Raw genomic sequence first — 18,604 nt, 5'->3', positions numbered from 1 at the left:
ACCCCTTTCTCCTTACGTCGGGATCAGCTTGCGGAAAACCTCGTAGCTCATTTCCCCGGCGTATTTTTGGTTGTCAATCACAAAGCTCGGAGTCGAGTCGATCTTCCATTTGTCCTGATCGGCCTGCTGCTGCTTCAGGATCCAGTTGCGCAGGCCGGTGTCGGACACCGCCTTGTCGAACGTCTGGCGCGACATGCCGGCCAGCGCGGCGGTCTTCCACAGCTCGTCGTTCGGGTTGGCGCCGCGGGCGAAGGCCCAGCGATCCTGCGTCGCGAACAGCGCGTCGATGAACGGGTCGTAGCGATCGACCGGCAGATACCGCGCCACCATCGAGGCCGTGAGTGCCACCTGGTCCAGCGGATAGTCGTGGTAGACCCAGCGGACGATGCCGGTGTCGATCAGTTTCGTCTTCACCTCCGGCATCGTGCCTTGCGCGAAGGCGGCGCAATGGGTGCAGGTCAGGGAGAAGTACTCGTTCACCGTGGTCTTGGCATCCGGCTTGCCGATCGAGCGTTCGGCCCTGGTCATGTCCACATCGGCGCGGGCCACCGCCGGCAGCGCGGCCGCGGGAACCAGGGATAGGAGAAGGCGGCGTGTTACGGGCATCAGAACCTCTGGATGTGGTCGCTTCATGACTTGCTGGCACGGCGGGTCGAAGTTCGGGCGCGGCCTAGCACGACGCGTCCCAGGGAGGCGAGGGCGGTGCGAAGCTCGCCTGCGGGAAGATCCGCCACCGCGGCCTCGGCCGCCGCGGTGGCTTCAGGCGGTGGCCGGGGCGTCAGCGGCGGCGGACGCGGCATGCCGGCCTGGGTGAAGCGAAGGGTGTGGACCGGCCGGCCGCCAAGATGGGTGTTGATCCGGTTCATCAGTTCGACGCCGACGTAGTGCAGGTCCATGGCGACCGCGCCGGCGCAGGCGATCGTCAAGGTGCCGCGGTCGAGCCGCCGGGGCGTGGTCATGGCGGCGACCTTCGGGCCGACGATGATCGGCCAGTCCGCCATGATCTGCGCCACGGCGGGGCTGTGACGGCGGTAGGTCGCGCGGGTCACGCCGGGGACCAGCGCGCCCAGGGGACGCGGCCCTTGTGGACGTGGCCCTTGCACGCGTGATCCCTGCGGCTGTGGCCCTTGCGGACGTGGCCCCTGGGGATGGGGGGCATGGACGATCCCGCGGCGGGTTGCCATATCTGTGTCTGTGTTGTCGTCGTCTGTGTTGTCGTCCGCCATTGCTCCCGCCGCTTCGCTGTTGCGATGGTATGACCGTCATCGCCGCCGCCTGCCATGGCGGGCGGAGTCGTCCGAAGTACCCGATCCCTACCGTGTCTGGCTGAGTGAGATCATGCTGCAGCAGACGACCGTCACGGCCGTCATACCCTACTACGAGAGGTTCGTAAGCCGGTTCCCGACGGTGCAGGCGCTGGCGGCAGCGTCACTGGACGAGGTTCTCTCCGCCTGGGCCGGCCTGGGCTATTACGCCAGGGCGCGCAACCTGCATGCATGTGCCCGGGCGGTGGCCGAGATGGGTGGGTTTCCGGCGGATCTGGAGGCGTTGCGCGCGCTGCCGGGGATTGGCGCCTACACCGCGGCGGCGATCGGCGCCATTGCATTCGGCATTCCGGCGGTGCCGGTGGACGGCAATGTGGAACGCGTTGCCGCACGGATCTTCGCCATCGAGCAGCCGATGCCGGCGGCCAGGACAGCGATCCGCCTGGCGGCGGAGCAGCTTGGCCAGGACCCGGCGGCGCGGGCCCGTCCCAGCGACTTCGCGCAGGCGCTGTTCGATCTGGGGGCGTCGATCTGCAGCCCGACCACACCCGCCTGTGGCGTCTGTCCCTGGCTCGCCGCCTGCCAGGCTCGCCGGCTCGGCATTGCCGCCGAACTGCCGCGCCGGTCGCCGAAGAAGCTTCGGCCGGTGCGGTATGGCGTGCATTTCTGGCTGACCGACGACAGCGGCGGCGTGCTGCTGCGCCGGCGTCCGGCCAAGGGGCTGCTGGGCGGCATGACTGAACTGCCTGGAACGGATTGGCGCGCCTTGCCCTGGACGCCGACCGAGGCGCTGGCCTTCGCGCCAGCCGCGGCGGATTGGCGTCCGGCCGGCCAGGTGCGTCACGGCTTCACCCATTTCGAGTTGATCCTCGACATTCTGGCCGCCCAGGTGCCCCGCATCGCCGGACAGGGATTCGTCCAGCCGCTGGCGGCGCTGGACGAAACCGCGCTGCCGTCGGTGATGCGCAAGTGCGTGCGCATTGCCGCTGGCGGGAAGCCTTGATACGTCCAATGTCCTGGAAGGAGAGCGAAGATGAAAGTGCGCGCCGCGGTGGCCCGGGAGGCCGGCAAGCCGCTCAGTCTGGAGACGATCGACCTGGACGGCCCGCGCGAAGGCGAGGTCCTGGTGGAGATCAAGGCGACCGGCATCTGCCATACCGATGAATATACCCTCTCCGGCGCTGATCCCGAGGGACTGTTCCCGGCGATCCTGGGCCACGAGGGTGCCGGCGTGGTGGTCGAGGTCGGCCGCAACGTGACCAGCCTGAAGCCGGGCGATCACGTGATCCCGCTGTACACGCCGGAGTGCCGGCAATGCGAATACTGCCTGTCGCGAAAGACTAATCTATGCGTGGCGATCCGTGCGACCCAGGGCAAGGGGGTCATGCCAGACGGCACCAGCCGGTTCTCGTCGGAAGGCGAGCCGGTGTTCCATTACATGGGCACCTCCACCTTCGCCAACTTCACCGTGCTGCCGGAGATCGCGCTGGCGAAGATCCGCCCCGACGCGCCGTTCGACAAGGTCTGCTACATCGGCTGCGGCGTCACCACCGGGATTGGCGCGGTGATGAACACGGCGAAGGTCGAGGCTGGCGCACGCGCCGTGGTGTTCGGCCTGGGCGGGATTGGGCTGAACGTCATCCAGGGCCTGCGCATGGTCGGCGCCGAGCAGATCGTCGGGGTCGATCTGAACGCCGCGCGCAAGCCGATGGCGGAGAAGTTCGGCATGACCGACTTCGTCAACCCGGCCGAGGTGCGGGGCGACCTGGTGCCGTACCTGGTGGACTTGACCAAGGGCGGCGCGGATTACACGTTCGAATGCATCGGCAACGTCAAGGTCATGCGCCAGGCGCTGGAATGCGCGCATCGCGGCTGGGGCAAGTCGATCATCATCGGCGTGGCGGGCGCGGGGCAGGAGATCGCGACACGGCCGTTCCAGTTGGTGACCGGCCGCACCTGGATGGGCACGGCGTTCGGCGGCGCGCGCGGACGCACCGATGTGCCCCGCATCGTCGACTGGTACATGGACGGCCGAATCAACATCGACGACCTGATCACCCATGTGCTGCCGTTCGACCAGATCAATCAGGGGTTTGAGCTGATGCGGCGCGGCGAGTCGATTCGGTCCGTGGTGGTCTTCTAGATCGGAACAACCGAGCGCCGGAGGTCCCCCCGCTCGGCGCACCGTGAAGGCATGCCCTTCGCGGTTGCCCGTCCTCAGGCCGCGACGTCGACCATCACCAGTTCGGTCGCATTGGTCGCCTTGATCGTCAGCGTGCTTTCCCCGGTGATCGCCACCCCGTCGCGTGGGCTGGCGGCGACGCCGTTGACGGTAATCGAGCCTGTCACCGACACCAGATAGGCGGCGCGTCCGGGCGCGAGCCGCAGTTCCGTTGTCTGGCCCTCGGCCAGCGTGCCGGCCAGCACCGCGGCATCGGCGTGCAGCGGCAGGGCATCCGACCCCGCATCCGCCGGCCGCCCGCTGGCGAGCACCGACAGGCCCCTGTCGTCGCGCGGAAAGCTGCGCGTGCCCCAGCCGGGTGCGACGCCGCGCTGGTCCGGCATGATCCAGATCTGGAACAGGCGGGTCGGCGTCTTCTCCATGTTGTATTCGGCGTGGGTGATCCCGGTGCCGGCGTGCATCACCTGCACGTCCCCGGCCTCCGTCCGGCCCTCGTTGCCCAGGTTGTCGCGGTGGGTGATGGCACCTTCGCGGATGTAGGTGACGATCTCCATGTCGCGATGCGGGTGCGGATCGAAGCCGGTGCCGGGTGCCACCTCGTCGTCGTTCCAGACGCGCAGGCGGCCGAGGCCCATGCGCTCGGGGTCGTGGTAGCCGCCGAAGCTGAAGTGGTGGTGGGCGTTCAACCACTCGTTGCGGAAGGTGCCCAGGCTGTCGAAGGGGCGAAGCTCGATCATGGGAGGAACCCTGTCTTGCTGTTGGCGGCGCATTTGGGATGCCGTTGAGCTTCCGACAAGGGTTACGGGGTAGCGGTCGCGGTCGCCACCGTAAAAGGACGATTCGGGCATCGGCTGCCGCCGGACCCTGGCCGTTGGTTGGCCGAGACCGCTGGAATGGCCGGTGGCAAGGCCGATGCGGTTTATCAGCGAGCAGTGGACGGGCCCAAGCCACCGCTACGTTGATCGAGCGAGATTGCTCAGAGAACTTTCCTAAGCCGCCAGGTTTTGACAATCCATGACGCTGTCACGGTCATGCGTATTGGTGCAGTAGCCAGCCCCTGTGTTCTCGCCGCCTAGAGCGTTTTCACCCAGGGTGGAAACGCTCTAGCTAACCATGGTTTGATGATTCCGCATGATGGCGACGGCGTTTCTGTCGTTCGCGGTGTCACGTCTGGTGTTTCGGCGGGCGCTGTATGGGGCGTTGGCGCGTTTTTTCCTGCAAGTGCAGAAGGGCACTAAGCGTGACGCCGCTGTGTGACCACGCGCCAGAAGCTGCTGACGCAACGAGCGGCGTTCCCCGACTGCGACGATCAGTCGTGGCCGGTGTCGCCGGACGGTAACATCCAGATCACGTAATGGCCGTGCTCGATTGGCACCAGAACAGACTTGTCGATGTCGTCAAGGAACGTTAACTCGTCAAACGTATCCTCGAGTTGATAGTCGGCGTAGACGTCTTCCCCTAAGGCGTAACGGTAATCGACCCCAAGCGTGTTTGGATTGACCCGGACCGCCAAGACCCGATACGGCGCCTCGCCAATCCTCGCCGGGCCGGACAACAGGATGAACGGGTCTTCAGGAGGGCCTGCTTCGAGGAGTTCGGAGGGCCACTCCGGTGCTGGAAGTTGGACAGGCATTGCATTGCGCTCCTTCGGCCTTCCCTTTACTTCGGTGACTTAGCGGGGATAGATCTGGACACTGCGGGCGACCGTGTCCGCCACATGCTCCTTCGTCACGACCCCCAGAACCCGTTCGGTTCCATCGTCGCGGCCCACCACGATCGCCATGGTGGCGTTTCGACCCCACATCGTCGTGATCACGTCGAAGGCGACTTCGGTCGCGCGCACGATGATGAACCTCGGCTGCACCAGATCGCCGAGCCGTATCTCGCTGGCCGTCAGATCCAGTGTCCGGCGCAGATCGGTGTTCACCCGCAGGCCGCCAATCACCGTTCCGCCGCGGGTCACAACGACATGGCGCAACCCGCCACCCTTCGCCGCCAGTTCCAGAAACCGCGCAAACGGGGTCGCCTCATCCAGCACCAGTACGTCGCGTTCCATGATGTCGGCCGCGCTACGGACCAGGAACATGTTTGCGTGCAGCGCCTTCGGGACCGGGTGGCCGCGGCGGGCCAGTTTCATGGTGTAGATGTTCTCGTCGGACAGCATCCGGCGCACACCCAGGGACATGGCGACCGCGAGAATCATCGGCAGGACGATGTCATAGTCCCGTGTCATTTCGAAGATCATCGTGACAGCGGTCATGGCCGCGCCGGTGCCGCCGCCGACCATTGCGCCCATGCCAACCATCGCGAAGGCCGGCAGGCTGACAGGGACGCCCGGCATCACGGTCTGCACGACCGAGGCGAAGGCCGCACCAAGTGCCGCGCCCATGAACAACGACGGCGAGAAAATCCCACCCGACGACCCGGATCCCAGGCTGATCGAAGTCGCCAGGAGTTTGGCGATGAACAAGATCGCCAGGAACCCGTAGCCCGTGATCTGGTTGCGCAGCACGGCCTGGATCGACGAATAGCCGACGCCCTCGACGTAGTAATGCCCCTTCGTCGTCCACAGCACATACATCAGGCCTCCAACGAGCAGCATGCCGATGGCATGACGGACGTACCGGCCGGGAATGAGGTCGAAGCCGTCTTCAAGCCAGTGCAGGCCCCGGACAAATCCCGCCGCGGCGACGCCGGTCAGGGCGCCTAGCGCGGCATAGAGCAACAAGATTGCCGCGGCTGAGACGTTGTTCGGCAACGCCGCCAGATTGGCCGGAACGATAAACGCCGGCTGTACCCCGAAGAACAGACGACCAATGAAGGTTGCCGTGCCAGTCGCGACCGCCACCGGCAGAAACGTGTTCACGCTGATTTCCGGTAGCATCAGTTCCGTCGCGAACAGCACGCCGCCGATTGGGGTATTGAACGTCGCCGCAATGCCGGCCCCTGCACCAGCCGCGACCAGGGTAATGCGCTGGCCGGCTTGCATCCGGATAACCTGACCAAGGGTAGAACCGAGCGCGGCACCGATTTGTATTATAGGTCCCTCACGCCCGACGGCGGCGCCGGTGCCGATCGCGATGGCTGAAGCGATCGATTTTACGACTGCCACGACCGGCCGGATGACCCCCTGCTGATAGTAGATCGCATCCATCACTTCGGGCACCCCGTGCCCCTTCGCCTCCGGCGCGAAATTAGAGACGATCCAGGTGACGGCCAGGCCGCCAATGACAGGCACCAGGATGATGGCGGGGCCCCAGGGATTGAAGGGGGTGAAAATGCTCGAATCGTATGCGAACGAGAATTGACCCAGGAAGAAGACGTTGTGGACCAACCCGATCAGCCCGCGAAAAACGACTGCGCCGAGGCCGGTGACGACCCCAACCAACAGCGCGAGCAGCGATAGCGGCAGAAGGCTGAGCCGCTTTGCAATTACCTCAGGCGTGGCAACCGGGGCCGATGGCGCCTTGGTCGCGGTTTCGACCGTCGGCCGTTGGCTGAGTTCCCCGGAAGGCGTGTCGTCGACCATTGTGGACCGCCCTTGCTGCATCCATCAGACGATAGTTCGTAACGCGTCGGGGTGGGCCAGATTGGCCAGGCGGCGGTTGAGAGTCCCAGAGCGAATGGACATTGTGGCATCTTCGCCGCCATGACGCGATACCCGACGTCCTGCCTCACGGCAGATGACATTTCGGTGCAGGCGCGGCGGCCGCCTGCAGCCCATGGGGATCCCGCGAAAGCACCGCGACGTCGCAGCCGTTCCGAGCAAACTGTGCTACTATCGCTCGGTCTACGCCGACACCGGCACCCGTAATCACGCGCACAAACGTATCCATTCCGAGACGCTGCGCAACTTGGCCCAGAGCAAACTTGTCTTTATTGCGGAGCCAAAATCCGGAGAGCGTGCTTGGCTCAAAACGCTGGATGGCGGCACAGCTTGGCGGTGCCGGCGGCCATACGCGGAGCGTCGCCAAGATCGCGGCTTCGCGCGCGAACGGCAAGCGTGACGGCCGACCCCGAAAAGTCGCCGCAGACCATAAGTATATAAGTAACTAAGGCAATTCATATGACGTTTTTCAGCGAAACAGAGGTAATGCGGCACTTGCTTGCAATGCGTGCCGCACCCATCAACACGAACCAGCCTAGCTGTTCGGCCCACGCTCCATCGAGATCGGCTGCCACCGCCGCAGCTTGCTGCTCATCAGCACCGCCGGATTGACACAGCTCATCGGCCACCGGCCATTCAGGATCAGCGCCAGCTCCCGCCCGACATGCAGCTTGCGCGCCGGATCGAACCGCGCGGAGGCAGATGCCGTGTGCGCGCTGAGTGTCACGTTCGGCATCCCCAGGATCGGATTGTTGTTCCCCGGCGGCTCAATCTCCAGCACGTCCAGCCCGGCATGGGCGATCCAGCCCTCCTGCAGCGCCTTGATCAGCGCCGACTCCTGCACCGTCGGGCCGCGTCCGGTGTTGATGAAGATCGCCGTCTTCTTCATCTGCCGGAAATGCTTTTCCATCAGCATCCCCTCCGCCTCCGGCGTCGCCGGCGCGTGCATCGAGATGAAGTCGGACTGGGTAAGAACCTCCTCCAGCGTGGCGGGGATCACGCCGTGCTCGACCATCAGCAGTTCCTGGATGAACGGGTCATAGGCGATCACCCGCAACCCGAACGGTTTGGCCCGTTTCGCCACCGCCCGCGCGACATGGCCGAACGCGATCAGCCCTAGCGTCTGCCCCATCATCCGAGGAATTTGCAGCAGCGCCGGCCGGCCTTCCCGCCAGCGGCCCTCGCGCACCATGCGGTCCTGCTCGATCACCCGGCGGAAGCTGGACAGCAGCAGCGCCATGGCGTGGTCGGCGACTTCCTCGATGAATGTATGCGGACAGTTGGTCACCGGCAGGCCGCGCGCCGTCGCGGCAACGACGTCCACACTGTCCACGCCGACGCTGCCCAGCGCGATGGCTCGGCATTGCTCCGGCAGCCCATCGATGATCTTCCTGGTGAACCGCATCCCCTTGCCATAGATCGCATCGGCGTCCTGGGCGAACCTGATGAACCCGTCCTCGTCGGTCGGGCCCTCGACGATCTCGGCGTCCATCCCGTCCAGCGGCTCCATCTCGTATTCGTAGCCGCCGCCGGCGGTGGTGAAGCTGGCCCCGGCCGGGGTCGCGATCTTGAATTTTGCCAACTGCTTTCTCCTTGAAACGTTTCAGTGTTGCGGCGGGCGGGCCCTGACGGCCTTCTCGTTCACGTCGATCCCCCAGCCGGGCCCGGAGGGCAGGATGAATTCGCCATCCTCGATGGTCGGAACAACCGTATAGAACTCGTCGCGCCACGGCGCGCTGTCGATGTCGAGTTCCATCACCCGGAAATTCGGCACGATGGCGCTGAAATGCGCGCTGATGGCGCTGCACAGATGCCCATAGAAGTTATGCGGCGCGACGTTGATCTCGTGCACGTCCGCCATGGCGGCGATCTTCGCCGATTCCACCAGTCCGTTCCAGATCACGTCGACGATCGCCACGTCGGTCGCGTAATGCTCCAGGAACGGCTTGAACTCGCGCCGTCCGTGCAGCGTCTCGCATGATGCGATGGGGCAAGGAGCGTGGCGCTTGATCTCCGCCAGGGCCGGCGCATCGTGCGTATCGATCTCCAGCCAGGTCAGGTTGAACGGCGCCACCGCCTCGGCGAGGCGCTTGAAGCCCTCGGTCTTGAAGTTGAAGTTGAGATCGAGGTGAATTCCCATCTCCGGCCCAACCGCCTCGCGGATGATGGCAAGCTGCTCGGCCAGGCCGGCGGTCAGCCGGTTGTCCCAGTTCAGTTCCGGCCAGCCGGTGGTGCGGCCGAAACCCGGACTGTAGGAAGCCAGCCGCCCGTCCACCACTGGCAGGATGTTGGTCTTCAACGCACGGAAGCCGCGGTCGCGGACCTCCCGCGCATGGCGGCCAAGGTCGTCGTAGGTATGCAGCGGCGGCACGCCCATCAGCGCGGCGCTGCGCACGCGATAGGTGCCGAAATGCGACCAGTAGACCGGAATGCGTTCCCGAAGCGGGCCGCCGAACAGGGCGTAGACCGGAACCCCATAGGCCTTGCCGGTCACGTCGAGCAGCGCGTTCTCGATGGCGGCGATCGCCTGCTGGTTCAGCCCGCCCCTGGACTGGCGGGTCAGCACGTGCAGGTGCTGCGTCACCTGCTCGAACCGCCGCGGATCGCGGCCGATCAGCGCCGGCGACAGCCCGCGGATCACGTCCGACAGACCGGTGCTGCCAAAGCTTTCGTTGAACTCGGACCAGCCGATGATGCCGTCGTCGGTGGTGACCTTCAGGAACGAGAACATGCGCCAGCCGGCATCGGCCTGAAGCGTGTCGATCTGGGTGATCTTCATGGTTTCCTCTCCCGCGACATGATGATCGCACTATCACGTCGCGGGGCAATTCCAAGCACGCCGGATGGATCGGGGCAAGTTTGCCAGCGGGCGCGTTAACCCGGCAGCGGAAGCGTTAACCCTCTGGCAACCTTTTCGCCGCACCTTGCGCCAGCATGTCAGCCCCTCCCACCATCATCATCGTCGAGCCCGACCCATTGATCCGCAACGTCCTGCGGGTGGAATTCTCCCAGTTGACCTTCGCTGTCCTGCTTCCGGCCAATGGCCCGGAAGCCGAGGATTTCGCCACGCGCACCGTTGCCAGTCTGGTCGTGCTGGATGCCGGTCTGTCACGCCTCAGCGGCTATGACGCCTGTGCCCGTATCCGCCGCCAGCCGGGCTACCGGGACACGCCGATCGTCTTGACGGCACGCGACCTCTCGCCGAAAATCCAGGCTGCCGCTGGCGCGGCCGGCGCGACCGCGACGCTGGGCAAGCCATACGCGTTCAACGATCTGCTGGACACCATCTCGCCGCATCTGCCGCCGGATAATCCGCTGCTGACCACGCGCCCCAAGGGCTTCGGCCTGTCGGAGACGGCGTGGGGCCGGCCGGCGACGCTGGAATGGAAGTTTGGCAGCGACTCCGGCTTGTCCCGGAACAAGGCGGTGATGACAATCGTCCGCAGCAAAACGGTCAGAATTCCCCTGATTCGCAGCACTTGACAATGATGTAGGCTACGTCAGTTTCCAAGCCGGTAGTGGATGACTGATGCTCGGAACATGATAACCGCTGGCCAGATGCGTGCCGCGCGCGCGCTGCTGGGGCTGGATCAGCGCGCCTTGGCGGAGCTGTCCGGCCTTTCTCTTCCCACCATTCAGCGCATGGAAGCCAGCTATGGCGTGATCCGTGGCAATGTGGACTCCCTGATGAAGCTGGTCGGCGCGCTGACCGGTGCGGGCATCGAGTTGATCGACGACGGCGCACCCAGTGCCACCGGCGGCCGCGGCGTGCGGCTGACCACGGCCTCGTCCGGCGAGTGACGATCGAGGCGATCGGCTGCGTCATCCTGGCACGGACTGTAGTCAGCGTCGCAGCCGCGCAAGTCCATGCTGGCCGGCTGCTCCCGCACCATGCCGACCTCCGGCGACCAACGCTTGCCTCGGGAAGTGCCGCGAAAAAATATGCCTGTCGCTTTGGGCATTTACCAATTGTTAACCATTTCGTCCTACCGATTCGAATACTGACTGTGACAAGGCCCCTCTCGATCGGCCATAGACGGAGAAAATCACGTGTCAATTTCGAGCGTTACCCATACCACTCCGGTTGCGAACAACACCCCGCTGACCAGCATCTCGGCCAACCCGCTTGCCGCCGATCTTTCCAGCCTGACCACATCCGTCCAACCCGGATCAGGCGGCAGCTCCAGCGCGACCGGCACGGCGGCGTTGTTCCAGCAACTGACCAGCGATCTTCAGGCATTCCTCGTGCAGATGCAGGGCAGCGGTGGTCTGACGTCAAGTCCGACGGCGGCACAGGGGTCGGCGACACCGGCCAGCGCCAGCGCGACCGATCCGACTTCCGGTTCCAGCACGACTTCCACGTCCAGCGCCAGCCAGACACAGCCGCACCATCACCACCACCATGAAATCGGCGGCGACGAAACTGGCGGCGGCAATCTGGAAACCGATGCGACCAATCTGCTGAACGACCTGACCGGCGAAACCAGTTCCAGCGGCAACGCTTCATCCGCCGGTTCATCGTCGGCGTCAGCGCCCTTCAGCAGCACGTCGACGAGCGGGTTCGCGGCCTATCAGGCGTATTCCAGCACCGGCGGCCAGACCGTGCAGCCGACCCAGCTTGGTCTTGCCTGATCCCGTGCACGGCGCGGATGCCCACGATAGCGCCGGCGGCCGCCGTCCATAGCTCGGTTCGCCCGGCATGACCGTAGGTGTCCGGCGCCGGCGCTTCGCCGCCACCAAGCCGTCAGCCTCGCGTCGGCGTCGATGCTGCAGGGCCTAACTGTCATCGGCGATCTGCTGCGTCCGGACGGACGTGGCAGTCCCGGTGGCGTCGACCGCCCGACGATCTGGTTGTTCAACGCGGTCAAGCGTCAGGTCGCGCTCGCCTGCGGCCTGCCGGTTTCCGTACTCAGCACGCGCCACCTGCCGGAACTGGCGGCGGCTCTGATGGCCGAACGTCCATTCGAGCACGCCGCCCTGCACTGGGCCGCCAGCTACCATCGCCTGGCGGACCATGCTTCGTTCAATCGCCACGTCCTGCCGCGCCTGCGCCAGCAGTTCTGCATCGGTTATGAACTGCCACCCGGCCTGATAGCGGTCCTTGACGCCGAAGCGATCCCCTACATCGACCTGCGCATCCACCCGGTGCGCTTCCTCGACGACCTGCTGTTCGCCGTGCGCGCTTCCGAACCTGAAACGCAAGCCGCCCTGCTGGACGTGGCGGTGGCGGAAGCCGAGGTCATCGCGACCGCCGGCCTGCGTGAGGCGATGTGCCAGATGATCACCGACTCGCCGCTTCCCGACGACACGCTTCTGGTGCTCGGCCAGCGGCCGATGGATGCGACGCAAATCGTCGCCGGCCGGTTCTTCGATGCGATGGACCACGTCGATCGGATCACCGCGATCTGCCATTCGCATCGCGCCATCCTGCTCAAGCCGCATCCGCAGGAGCAGGAGCATGGTCTGCTGGTGGTCGCGGCTGGTGTCGCCCGCAACCTCATCGGCGTAACCAGCGATAATCTGTATCGGCTGCTCTCGCTGCCGATGGTGACCGCCGTGCTGACGGTCAATTCCAGTGCGGCGCATGAAGCCGCCTACTTTGGCAAGCGGGATTACACGCTGGCGCCGCGGCCGGTCAGGCTGGCGTGGCGCGGCGATACGCTGGCCACCGATCAGCATGCGGCCATCGACGATCGTGTCCTGACGCCGGATTTCTGGCGCCTGGTGCTGGCGCCGCACACTTCGGTCAGCCGCTCGGATGGCGTCCGCCTGACGCCCAAGCCAAACCGGCTGCGCATCGCCCTGGATAGTTTCTGGAATTACCAGGAAATCGATACGGACCGAGTGCCCCCTCGCCCGCGGTGAGATCGGCCATGGCCTGGCTGGTCCGCCATGTCGTCGACGGCACGCGCGCCTTGGCTACGGCCTGGCCGTGGCCGGTGGCGGCGACCTCGGCGCCGACCGATCCGCGCATGGCCATCAAATTCGCGATGACCTGGATAAGCTTTCGCTCGGTCTTATCCGCCAGCGACCGTCGGTGGTGCCGCCGCCCAGCCTACACTGTTGGCGAACGCCGCTATGTCCACCACATCGGTGGTGGAGATGAGAACGTCATGCCAACACTCCGTTCCAAGGCTGCCCGGACAGTGGCGTACCGCCGCCATGCCGGCCGCATAGAATGATGTCGATCCAGCAGGCCGAGCTTCTGGAGCCGGATGCGCGACAGCGTCGGGTTCCGGTGCTGTTGCCGTACCCGTTTCCCGGGCCGTTCGACTATCGCGTTCCGGCGGACCTCGACCCACGGCCTGGCGACGTCGTTCTGGTTCCCCTGAACCGGCGCGAGGAAGTCGGCGTGGTCTGGGATGCGCCAGCGGAAACCGACGAAGTGCCGGCGCACAAGCTGAAGCCGGTGGTCGGCATCATCAACACGCCGCCGATCGGCGCATCGCTGCGCCGGTTCATCGACTGGATTGCCGCCTATACCGTGACTCCGCCTGGCGACGTGCTGGCGATGGCGCTGCGGGTCGTCGCCACGGGCGAGCGGCCGGTGATGGCTTATCGGCGCGCTGATCCGCCGCCGGCGGTCCGCCTGAATCCCTCACGTCAGCGTGTGCTGGATGTGCTGTCCCAGCGAGAGCCGCTGCCAGCGGCGGATTTGGCCAGGGAGGCAAAGGTCGGCATCGCGGTGCTGCGTGGCATGGCCAGTGCCGGCCTGCTGACGGTGGAAGCGGTGCCGCGTACCGTGCCGTTCCAGCCGCCTGATCCGGATCACCCCGGTTCGGCACTGTCCGATGAGCAAGCGACAGTCGCCGGCGCATTGCGGGATGCGGTGTCTGGCCGGCATTTCTCGGTCACCTTGCTGGACGGCGTCACCGGCTCGGGCAAGACCGAAGTCTATTTGGAAGCCGTTGCCGCCTGCTTGCGCGCCGGCCGCCAGGCGCTGGTCATGCTGCCGGAGATCGCCTTGTCGTCGCAGTGGATCGAGCGGTTCCAGCGTCGCTTTGGCGTCGCACCGGCGGTATGGCACTCCGACCTGGGGCCGCGCATCCGGAAAATCACCCGCAAGGCGGTGGCGGAGGGCAACGCACCGGTTATCGTCGGCGCCCGTTCGGCGTTGTTCCTGCCGTTCCCCGACCTCGGGCTGGTGGTGGTGGACGAGGAGCACGAGGCCGCCTTCAAGCAGCAGGACGGTGTCATCTACAACGCCCGCGACATGGCGATCGTGCGCGCTCGGCTGTCATCCTGCGCGGCGGTCCTGGTCTCCGCCACGCCCAGCCTGGAGACGGTGGCGAATGTCGAGGCCGGGCGCTATGCGCATCTGCGCCTGTCCAGCCGGCACGGCGGTGCCACTCTGCCGAAGGTGGAACTGGTCGATCTGCGGGAAGCGCCGCCGGAACGCGGGCGGTTCCTGGCACCGCCGGTGATCGAGGCGGTGCGGGCGACATTGGCGCGGGGGGAGCAGGCGATGCTGTTCCTCAATCGCCGCGGCTACGCGCCGTTGACCCTGTGCCGAGCCTGCGGGCACCGGATGCAGTGCCCGAACTGTTCGGCCTGGCTGGTGGAGCACCGCGTCCGGCATCAACTGCTGTGCCACCATTGCGGGCACACCATTCCGATCCCGCCGGACTGTCCGGCCTGCGGCGTGAAGGACAGCCTGACGCCAGTCGGCCCCGGCATCGAGCGCATCACCGAGGAAGCGGCGCTGGTCTTCCCCGAAGCGCGCCGGCTGATCATGGCGAGCGACACGATCAACGGCCCACATGCGGCCACCGAGGCGGCGCACGCGATCGAGGATCGGATGGTCGACCTGATCATCGGCACCCAGCTTGTGGCGAAGGGCTGGCATTTCCCGCATCTGACGTTCGTCGGTGTGGTCGACGCCGATCTGGGTCTGGCGGGGGGAGAGCTACGGGCATCGGAGCGGACGGTGCAGTTGCTGCACCAGGTGGCGGGCCGAGCCGGACGGGCGGAGGCGCCGGGACGGGTGATGCTGCAGACCTTCGTGCCGGAGCACTCGGTCATGCAGGCGCTGCTGCTGGGCGACCTCGATGCGTTCATGGCCAGCGAGGCGGACAGCCGGCGCGACGGCGAATGGCCGCCGTATGGACGCCTGGCGGCGCTGATCGTCAGTGCCGACACTGCTCTGATGGCGGATACGCTGGCGCGTGATCTGGGACGCGCGGCGCCGCGTGCCGAGGGGATCGCGGTGCTAGGTCCGGCGCCGGCGCCGATGGCGCTGCTGCGCGGACGCCACCGGCGGCGATTGCTGCTGAAGGTGCGGCGGGACGTCGCGGTGCAGCCGATCCTGCGACAATGGCTGGCGGCGGTGAAGGTGCCTCGGGGTGGGCGGGTGGATGTGGATGTGGACCCGATCTCGTTCTTGTAGATTTCTTTACATCGCCAAGCTCTGCTACCAGCGTCCGGACGGCATTTGTTAGCAAATAGCCGAAACGATGTGAACCGAAAGATTGGCTTGTGCGGACGCGGGTCTAGAAGTTCGCTTGGACCGATGACGCTCGCGAAACGAAGAAAGCGTTGCGATGGCAAGTGCAAGCGTACAGCCCAAGACGTTCGCCGAGTTCCTGCTGTGGGAACAGTCCCAGGAGCGGCGGAATGAATTTGTCGATGGCGTCGCCGTCATGATGGCGGGGGGAACCCGCGCGCACGACCGCATTCAGCGGAACCTGCTGGTCCGCGCCACCGAACGTCTGCAAGGGTCCGGATGTGAGCCGCTTGGGCCTGATGTGATTGTTGAAACGGCCGCCGGCACCGGCCGCTATCCCGATATGACGATCGACTGCGGCCCCTATGACGGGAACGCGCTGACGGCCGCCGCACCAACCGCGGTGTTCGAGATATGGTCGGAATCGACCCGCAAACCCGACCTGTTGATCAAACTGCGCGACTACGACGCGACAATAAGCATTCGCCATTACATCTTGATCGCGCAGACGGAATACATGGTGTTCGTCTATTCACGTGCCGAGGGTGGAGGAATTTCGTTGCGCCCATCTGAGCTGCGGCGACCCGAGGATGCAGTAGAACTGCCTGACCTTGGATTGGTGTTGACACTGGCGGAAATTTACCAGGGACTCGGTCTGAAGGGCGCCTGAAAACCGCTGATCCAATCAACGTCTCTCGTCATGACGATCGGGCCAGATGGCGCGGCGCCCCTACTTGACACCATGACCCTGCACATTAACACCACTGTCACGTGCCTTGGCGCCTACTCACGACCATGCCAAGCTTCACATCGAGGCGATCGTGACGGCAGCCGCCCCGGTGTAGTTTCGCGCTCGCGTGGCCTGTCGACGTAAGTGCTCAGAGCCGCATGCACTGTCTGCCATGGATGGACCGCGAACTTACGCCGTCGCCCGCTTGCCTGGACGCCGTTCCGGATAGACCGGCAAAGCATCACACGACGACAACCAACGCAGCTTGTTCGCGCCTTGCGTATGATCCTTTGGAGGCACGCTTTCGGGGTCATCCAGGCTGCAGATCGTCACATCGACTTCGTCCGGATGGTCCTCGTCCTCGAACGTCAACGCCGTTCCGCAATGACCGCAGAACCTCCGCACGACCTTCGCACTTGAGCGAAAGTTCGCCGGTGCAGCCGACACGAAGCGCAACGCTGATCGTGGCACGCTGAACCAGGCGACCGACGCGGCACCAACAATCCGCCGGCAGAAGGAGCAGTGGCAGATTGTCTCGTGAAACGGCTGCGCATCAGCTTCGTAGCGTATTCTTCCGCAGAAGCATCCACCTGCTAGCATGAGGTCCTCCTGTTTGAATGTCACCGGCAAGCACGACCGTAGCCGCGGCGGGAACTGGCATGCCGCATTGGAAAATGCTCAAGGATCGGATCGGCGATTTCAAGCCGCATCGATGGCAGCTGTCTGGCGCCGATGCCCTGTGGCATCCCGCGTAGAGACTTGCCGTAACTCTTATCAGGCGCCAAATGGCAGGATGATCTTCCGGCCGGCGTCTGCTGGGCTGCAAGGTGTGATCGAAGCCAAACCATGAATGAGGTGTCAAGGATCGAGATCGTCGTCGATGCGGCTACCGCCGCGGCCTTGTCCGACGCGCGGCGTCTTGAGACTGTCGGCCGCCTCGTTGATCGGCTGGTCCGGCCACGTGCTAATGATCCGTTGATTGCACTCGTCGAGCACTCGGCCGCCCAGGCACGCGAAATCGGTTTGACCGAGGCTGCGATCGAAGCCGAACTGACGGACTACAACGCGGAGCATCGGACCTGAGCATCTATGTGATCGATGCCAACAGGGTTGTCTCAGCCGCCTTGAAGCCGAATGGACGACCTCGGCGCGCCGTGGCAATCGTGCGGTGGAAGCGTATCATGGCCTTGTCGGATGCTGTGTATGGGGAAATCGCTTAAGTCCTCGCGACTGGGCCTGCGTCATGAGATGAGGGCGACGCTGCTCAACTGCTACCGGTTTTTTCCGACGCGCAGGCGATGGAATATCGGCATACACCACCTTGGAGAAACCTCGGATGATCGTCATCACCACGCCCACCGGACAGATCGGCCGCCACGTCGTCCGGCATTGCCTCGATCACGAAGAGCCCATTCGGGTGATCGCGCGCGATCCGTCCCACCTGCCGGGCGCGATCCGCGACCGCGTTCAGGTGGTGCGGGGCTCGCACGGCGACGCGTCCGTGGTGGACGAAGCACTGGCGGGCGCCGACGCGCTGTTCTGGCTCGTGCCGCCCGATCCGAAGACCAAGAGCGTGGAGGCGGCCTATCTCGACTTCACCCGCCCCGCCTGCGAGGCGATCAGGCGTCACGGTGTGGCGCGCGTCGTCGACGTCAAGGCGCTCGCTGGGGGCACGCGGTGGGCGGAGCACGCCGGTCTGGCGAGCGTATCGCAGCGCATGGACGAGCTGATCGCCGCGATGGGCGTCGCCCTTCGAAGTCTCGCCGCGCCCGCGTTCATGGACAACATGCTGATGCAGCGCCAGTCAATCCTGGAGAAGGGGACATTTTTCGGACCGATCGACGCTGATCGGTCGATGCCGCAGATCGCCACCCGCGACATCGGCGCTGTCGCCGCCCGGTTGCTGTCTGACCGATCCTGGAGCAACCAAGCCGACGTGCCCCTGCTCGGCCCCGAGGACTTGTCGTTCAATGACATGGCCGCGATCATGACCGAGGTGTTGGGTACGCCCATACGATACCAGCAAGTGCCGTTCAACGCCTTCGAGGCGCAGCTTGGCGATCGCGGCATGTCTGCTTCCTTCGTGCGGGGCTTTGTCGACATGATGAGGGCTAAGAACGAAGGCCTGGACAACGCCCAGCCGCGCACGGCGGATGCCACCACGCCAACGACGTTCCGGCAATGGTGTGAACAGGCGCTGACAACAGCCGCTGAAAAGTAACGCCGCGTCGCAATTGCGGTGATGCACATCCGAACGACTGCTTCGGAGCAGTAAGTGATATGATTTGAACGTCGCGCTTGAGTCGGTAGCCGGCAGAGCGATCGACCGACTCAATGTCGGCTGCGGTGCGATGTATCCCTGAAACCGCCAATCCGC

20 protein-coding genes are annotated in these 18,604 nt (G+C 65.2%); 12 read left to right on the top strand and 8 right to left on the bottom strand.

The features are described from left to right. Positions 1-12: 12 nt before the first annotated feature. Entirely contained in the window at positions 13-606 is a 594-nt protein-coding gene (locus tag ACQY4S_RS06040) for a thioredoxin domain-containing protein (protein ID WP_428484288.1), read from the bottom strand. Positions 607-629: 23 nt separating this feature from the next. Further along, positions 630-1,103, bottom strand: a complete 474-nt coding sequence (locus tag ACQY4S_RS06035) for a DciA family protein (RefSeq protein ID WP_428484287.1) — start codon at positions 1,101-1,103, stop codon at positions 630-632. Between the two features lie 91 nt (positions 1,104-1,194). Between ACQY4S_RS06035 and mutY the strand changes: the two genes are divergently transcribed. Together mutY and ACQY4S_RS06025 are read left to right on the top strand one after the other, a co-directional pair. Further along, positions 1,195-2,268: an A/G-specific adenine glycosylase gene (gene mutY / locus ACQY4S_RS06030; RefSeq protein WP_428484640.1), complete on the top strand. Its 1,074-nt coding sequence runs from the start codon at positions 1,195-1,197 to the stop codon at positions 2,266-2,268. Positions 2,269-2,298: 30 nt separating this feature from the next. Then, entirely contained in the window at positions 2,299-3,408 is a 1,110-nt protein-coding gene (locus tag ACQY4S_RS06025; protein WP_428484286.1) for an S-(hydroxymethyl)glutathione dehydrogenase/class III alcohol dehydrogenase, read from the top strand. 74 nt (positions 3,409-3,482) lie between these two features. Here ACQY4S_RS06025 and ACQY4S_RS06020 read toward each other — a convergent pair whose 3' ends face one another. Next, the gene (locus tag ACQY4S_RS06020; RefSeq protein ID WP_428484285.1) at positions 3,483-4,184 is read right to left on the bottom strand and encodes a pirin family protein; all 702 of its coding nucleotides are present in this window, start codon (positions 4,182-4,184) and stop codon (positions 3,483-3,485) included. A gap of 394 nt (positions 4,185-4,578) precedes the next feature. Here ACQY4S_RS06020 and ACQY4S_RS06015 point away from each other — a divergent pair, with 394 nt between their 5' ends. Next, complete coding sequence (locus ACQY4S_RS06015; RefSeq protein ID WP_428484284.1) at positions 4,579-4,704, top strand: hypothetical protein; 126 nt, start codon at positions 4,579-4,581, stop codon at positions 4,702-4,704. Positions 4,705-4,756: 52 nt separating this feature from the next. Here ACQY4S_RS06015 and ACQY4S_RS06010 read toward each other — a convergent pair whose 3' ends face one another. The 4 genes from ACQY4S_RS06010 to ACQY4S_RS05995 all read right to left on the bottom strand — a co-directional run bounded on the left by ACQY4S_RS06010 (position 4,757) and on the right by ACQY4S_RS05995 (position 9,833). Next, positions 4,757-5,080, bottom strand: coding sequence for a hypothetical protein (locus tag ACQY4S_RS06010; protein WP_428484283.1), 324 nt, complete (start codon positions 5,078-5,080; stop codon positions 4,757-4,759). A 39-nt stretch (positions 5,081-5,119) separates the two neighbouring features. Beyond that, positions 5,120-6,976 carry a chloride channel protein gene (locus ACQY4S_RS06005; protein WP_428484282.1) on the bottom strand — a complete coding sequence of 619 codons (1,857 nt, stop codon included), beginning with the start codon at positions 6,974-6,976 and terminating at the stop codon, positions 5,120-5,122. A 613-nt stretch (positions 6,977-7,589) separates the two neighbouring features. After that, the gene (locus tag ACQY4S_RS06000) at positions 7,590-8,636 is read right to left on the bottom strand and encodes a C-terminal binding protein (protein ID WP_428484281.1); all 1,047 of its coding nucleotides are present in this window, start codon (positions 8,634-8,636) and stop codon (positions 7,590-7,592) included. 21 nt (positions 8,637-8,657) lie between these two features. Next, complete coding sequence (locus tag ACQY4S_RS05995; protein ID WP_428484280.1) at positions 8,658-9,833, bottom strand: mandelate racemase/muconate lactonizing enzyme family protein; 1,176 nt, start codon at positions 9,831-9,833, stop codon at positions 8,658-8,660. Positions 9,834-9,988: 155 nt separating this feature from the next. On the opposite strand from ACQY4S_RS05995, the gene ACQY4S_RS05990 reads away from it, so the two are divergent. The 7 genes from ACQY4S_RS05990 (at position 9,989) to ACQY4S_RS05960 (ending at position 16,167) form a co-directional block, all read left to right on the top strand. Continuing rightward, on the top strand, positions 9,989-10,537 hold the full coding sequence (locus ACQY4S_RS05990) for a response regulator transcription factor (protein ID WP_428484279.1): 549 nt from the start codon (positions 9,989-9,991) through the stop codon (positions 10,535-10,537). 57 nt (positions 10,538-10,594) lie between these two features. After that, positions 10,595-10,855: a helix-turn-helix domain-containing protein gene (locus tag ACQY4S_RS05985; protein ID WP_428484278.1), complete on the top strand. Its 261-nt coding sequence runs from the start codon at positions 10,595-10,597 to the stop codon at positions 10,853-10,855. Positions 10,856-11,104: 249 nt separating this feature from the next. Continuing rightward, entirely contained in the window at positions 11,105-11,686 is a 582-nt protein-coding gene (locus tag ACQY4S_RS05980; RefSeq protein WP_428484277.1) for a hypothetical protein, read from the top strand. Between the two features lie 132 nt (positions 11,687-11,818). After that, entirely contained in the window at positions 11,819-12,919 is a 1,101-nt protein-coding gene (locus ACQY4S_RS05975) for a hypothetical protein (RefSeq protein WP_428484276.1), read from the top strand. Between the two features lie 8 nt (positions 12,920-12,927). Then, a complete protein-coding gene (locus ACQY4S_RS05970; RefSeq protein WP_428484275.1) occupies positions 12,928-13,236 on the top strand; it encodes a hypothetical protein in 309 nt (102 codons plus the stop codon). Next, entirely contained in the window at positions 13,233-15,440 is a 2,208-nt protein-coding gene (locus tag ACQY4S_RS05965) for a primosomal protein N' (RefSeq protein WP_428484274.1), read from the top strand. Before ACQY4S_RS05970 ends, ACQY4S_RS05965 begins: the two co-directional genes overlap by 4 nt. 154 nt (positions 15,441-15,594) lie before the next feature. Continuing rightward, positions 15,595-16,167, top strand: a complete 573-nt coding sequence (locus ACQY4S_RS05960) for a Uma2 family endonuclease (protein ID WP_428484273.1) — start codon at positions 15,595-15,597, stop codon at positions 16,165-16,167. 249 nt (positions 16,168-16,416) lie between these two features. On the opposite strand, the gene ACQY4S_RS05955 is transcribed toward ACQY4S_RS05960, so the two are convergent. Further along, positions 16,417-16,827, bottom strand: a complete 411-nt coding sequence (locus tag ACQY4S_RS05955; RefSeq protein ID WP_428484272.1) for a GFA family protein — start codon at positions 16,825-16,827, stop codon at positions 16,417-16,419. A gap of 246 nt (positions 16,828-17,073) precedes the next feature. Here ACQY4S_RS05955 and ACQY4S_RS05950 point away from each other — a divergent pair, with 246 nt between their 5' ends. Beyond that, entirely contained in the window at positions 17,074-17,310 is a 237-nt protein-coding gene (locus tag ACQY4S_RS05950) for a hypothetical protein (protein ID WP_428484271.1), read from the top strand. Positions 17,311-17,563: 253 nt separating this feature from the next. Then, positions 17,564-18,448, top strand: coding sequence for an NAD(P)H-binding protein (locus ACQY4S_RS05945; protein ID WP_428484270.1), 885 nt, complete (start codon positions 17,564-17,566; stop codon positions 18,446-18,448). The last annotated feature ends 156 nt before the right edge of the window (positions 18,449-18,604 follow it).

The organism is Rhodopila sp. (assembly GCF_965276935.1).
Classification (GTDB): Bacteria; Pseudomonadota; Alphaproteobacteria; order Acetobacterales; family Acetobacteraceae; genus Rhodopila.
Note: the sequence above shows the minus strand (reverse complement) of the source record. Positions and strands in the feature narration are given on the sequence as shown.

Coding starts and splice junctions, on each gene's coding strand:
- ACQY4S_RS05955 (WP_428484272.1), bottom strand. CDS start 16,827: ATGCTAGCAGGTGGATGCTTCTGCGGAAGAATACGCTACGAAGCTGAT.
- ACQY4S_RS06025 (WP_428484286.1), top strand. CDS start 2,299: ATGAAAGTGCGCGCCGCGGTGGCCCGGGAGGCCGGCAAGCCGCTCAGT.
- ACQY4S_RS06005 (WP_428484282.1), bottom strand. CDS start 6,976: ATGGTCGACGACACGCCTTCCGGGGAACTCAGCCAACGGCCGACGGTC.
- ACQY4S_RS05990 (WP_428484279.1), top strand. CDS start 9,989: ATGTCAGCCCCTCCCACCATCATCATCGTCGAGCCCGACCCATTGATC.
- ACQY4S_RS05960 (WP_428484273.1), top strand. CDS start 15,595: ATGGCAAGTGCAAGCGTACAGCCCAAGACGTTCGCCGAGTTCCTGCTG.
- ACQY4S_RS06040 (WP_428484288.1), bottom strand. CDS start 606: ATGCCCGTAACACGCCGCCTTCTCCTATCCCTGGTTCCCGCGGCCGCG.
- ACQY4S_RS06015 (WP_428484284.1), top strand. CDS start 4,579: ATGATGGCGACGGCGTTTCTGTCGTTCGCGGTGTCACGTCTGGTGTTT.
- ACQY4S_RS05970 (WP_428484275.1), top strand. CDS start 12,928: ATGGCCTGGCTGGTCCGCCATGTCGTCGACGGCACGCGCGCCTTGGCT.
- ACQY4S_RS06010 (WP_428484283.1), bottom strand. CDS start 5,080: ATGCCTGTCCAACTTCCAGCACCGGAGTGGCCCTCCGAACTCCTCGAA.
- ACQY4S_RS06020 (WP_428484285.1), bottom strand. CDS start 4,184: ATGATCGAGCTTCGCCCCTTCGACAGCCTGGGCACCTTCCGCAACGAG.
- ACQY4S_RS05965 (WP_428484274.1), top strand. CDS start 13,233: ATGATGTCGATCCAGCAGGCCGAGCTTCTGGAGCCGGATGCGCGACAG.
- ACQY4S_RS05950 (WP_428484271.1), top strand. CDS start 17,074: ATGAATGAGGTGTCAAGGATCGAGATCGTCGTCGATGCGGCTACCGCC.
- ACQY4S_RS05985 (WP_428484278.1), top strand. CDS start 10,595: ATGATAACCGCTGGCCAGATGCGTGCCGCGCGCGCGCTGCTGGGGCTG.
- ACQY4S_RS05975 (WP_428484276.1), top strand. CDS start 11,819: ATGCTGCAGGGCCTAACTGTCATCGGCGATCTGCTGCGTCCGGACGGA.
- ACQY4S_RS05995 (WP_428484280.1), bottom strand. CDS start 9,833: ATGAAGATCACCCAGATCGACACGCTTCAGGCCGATGCCGGCTGGCGC.
- ACQY4S_RS05945 (WP_428484270.1), top strand. CDS start 17,564: ATGATCGTCATCACCACGCCCACCGGACAGATCGGCCGCCACGTCGTC.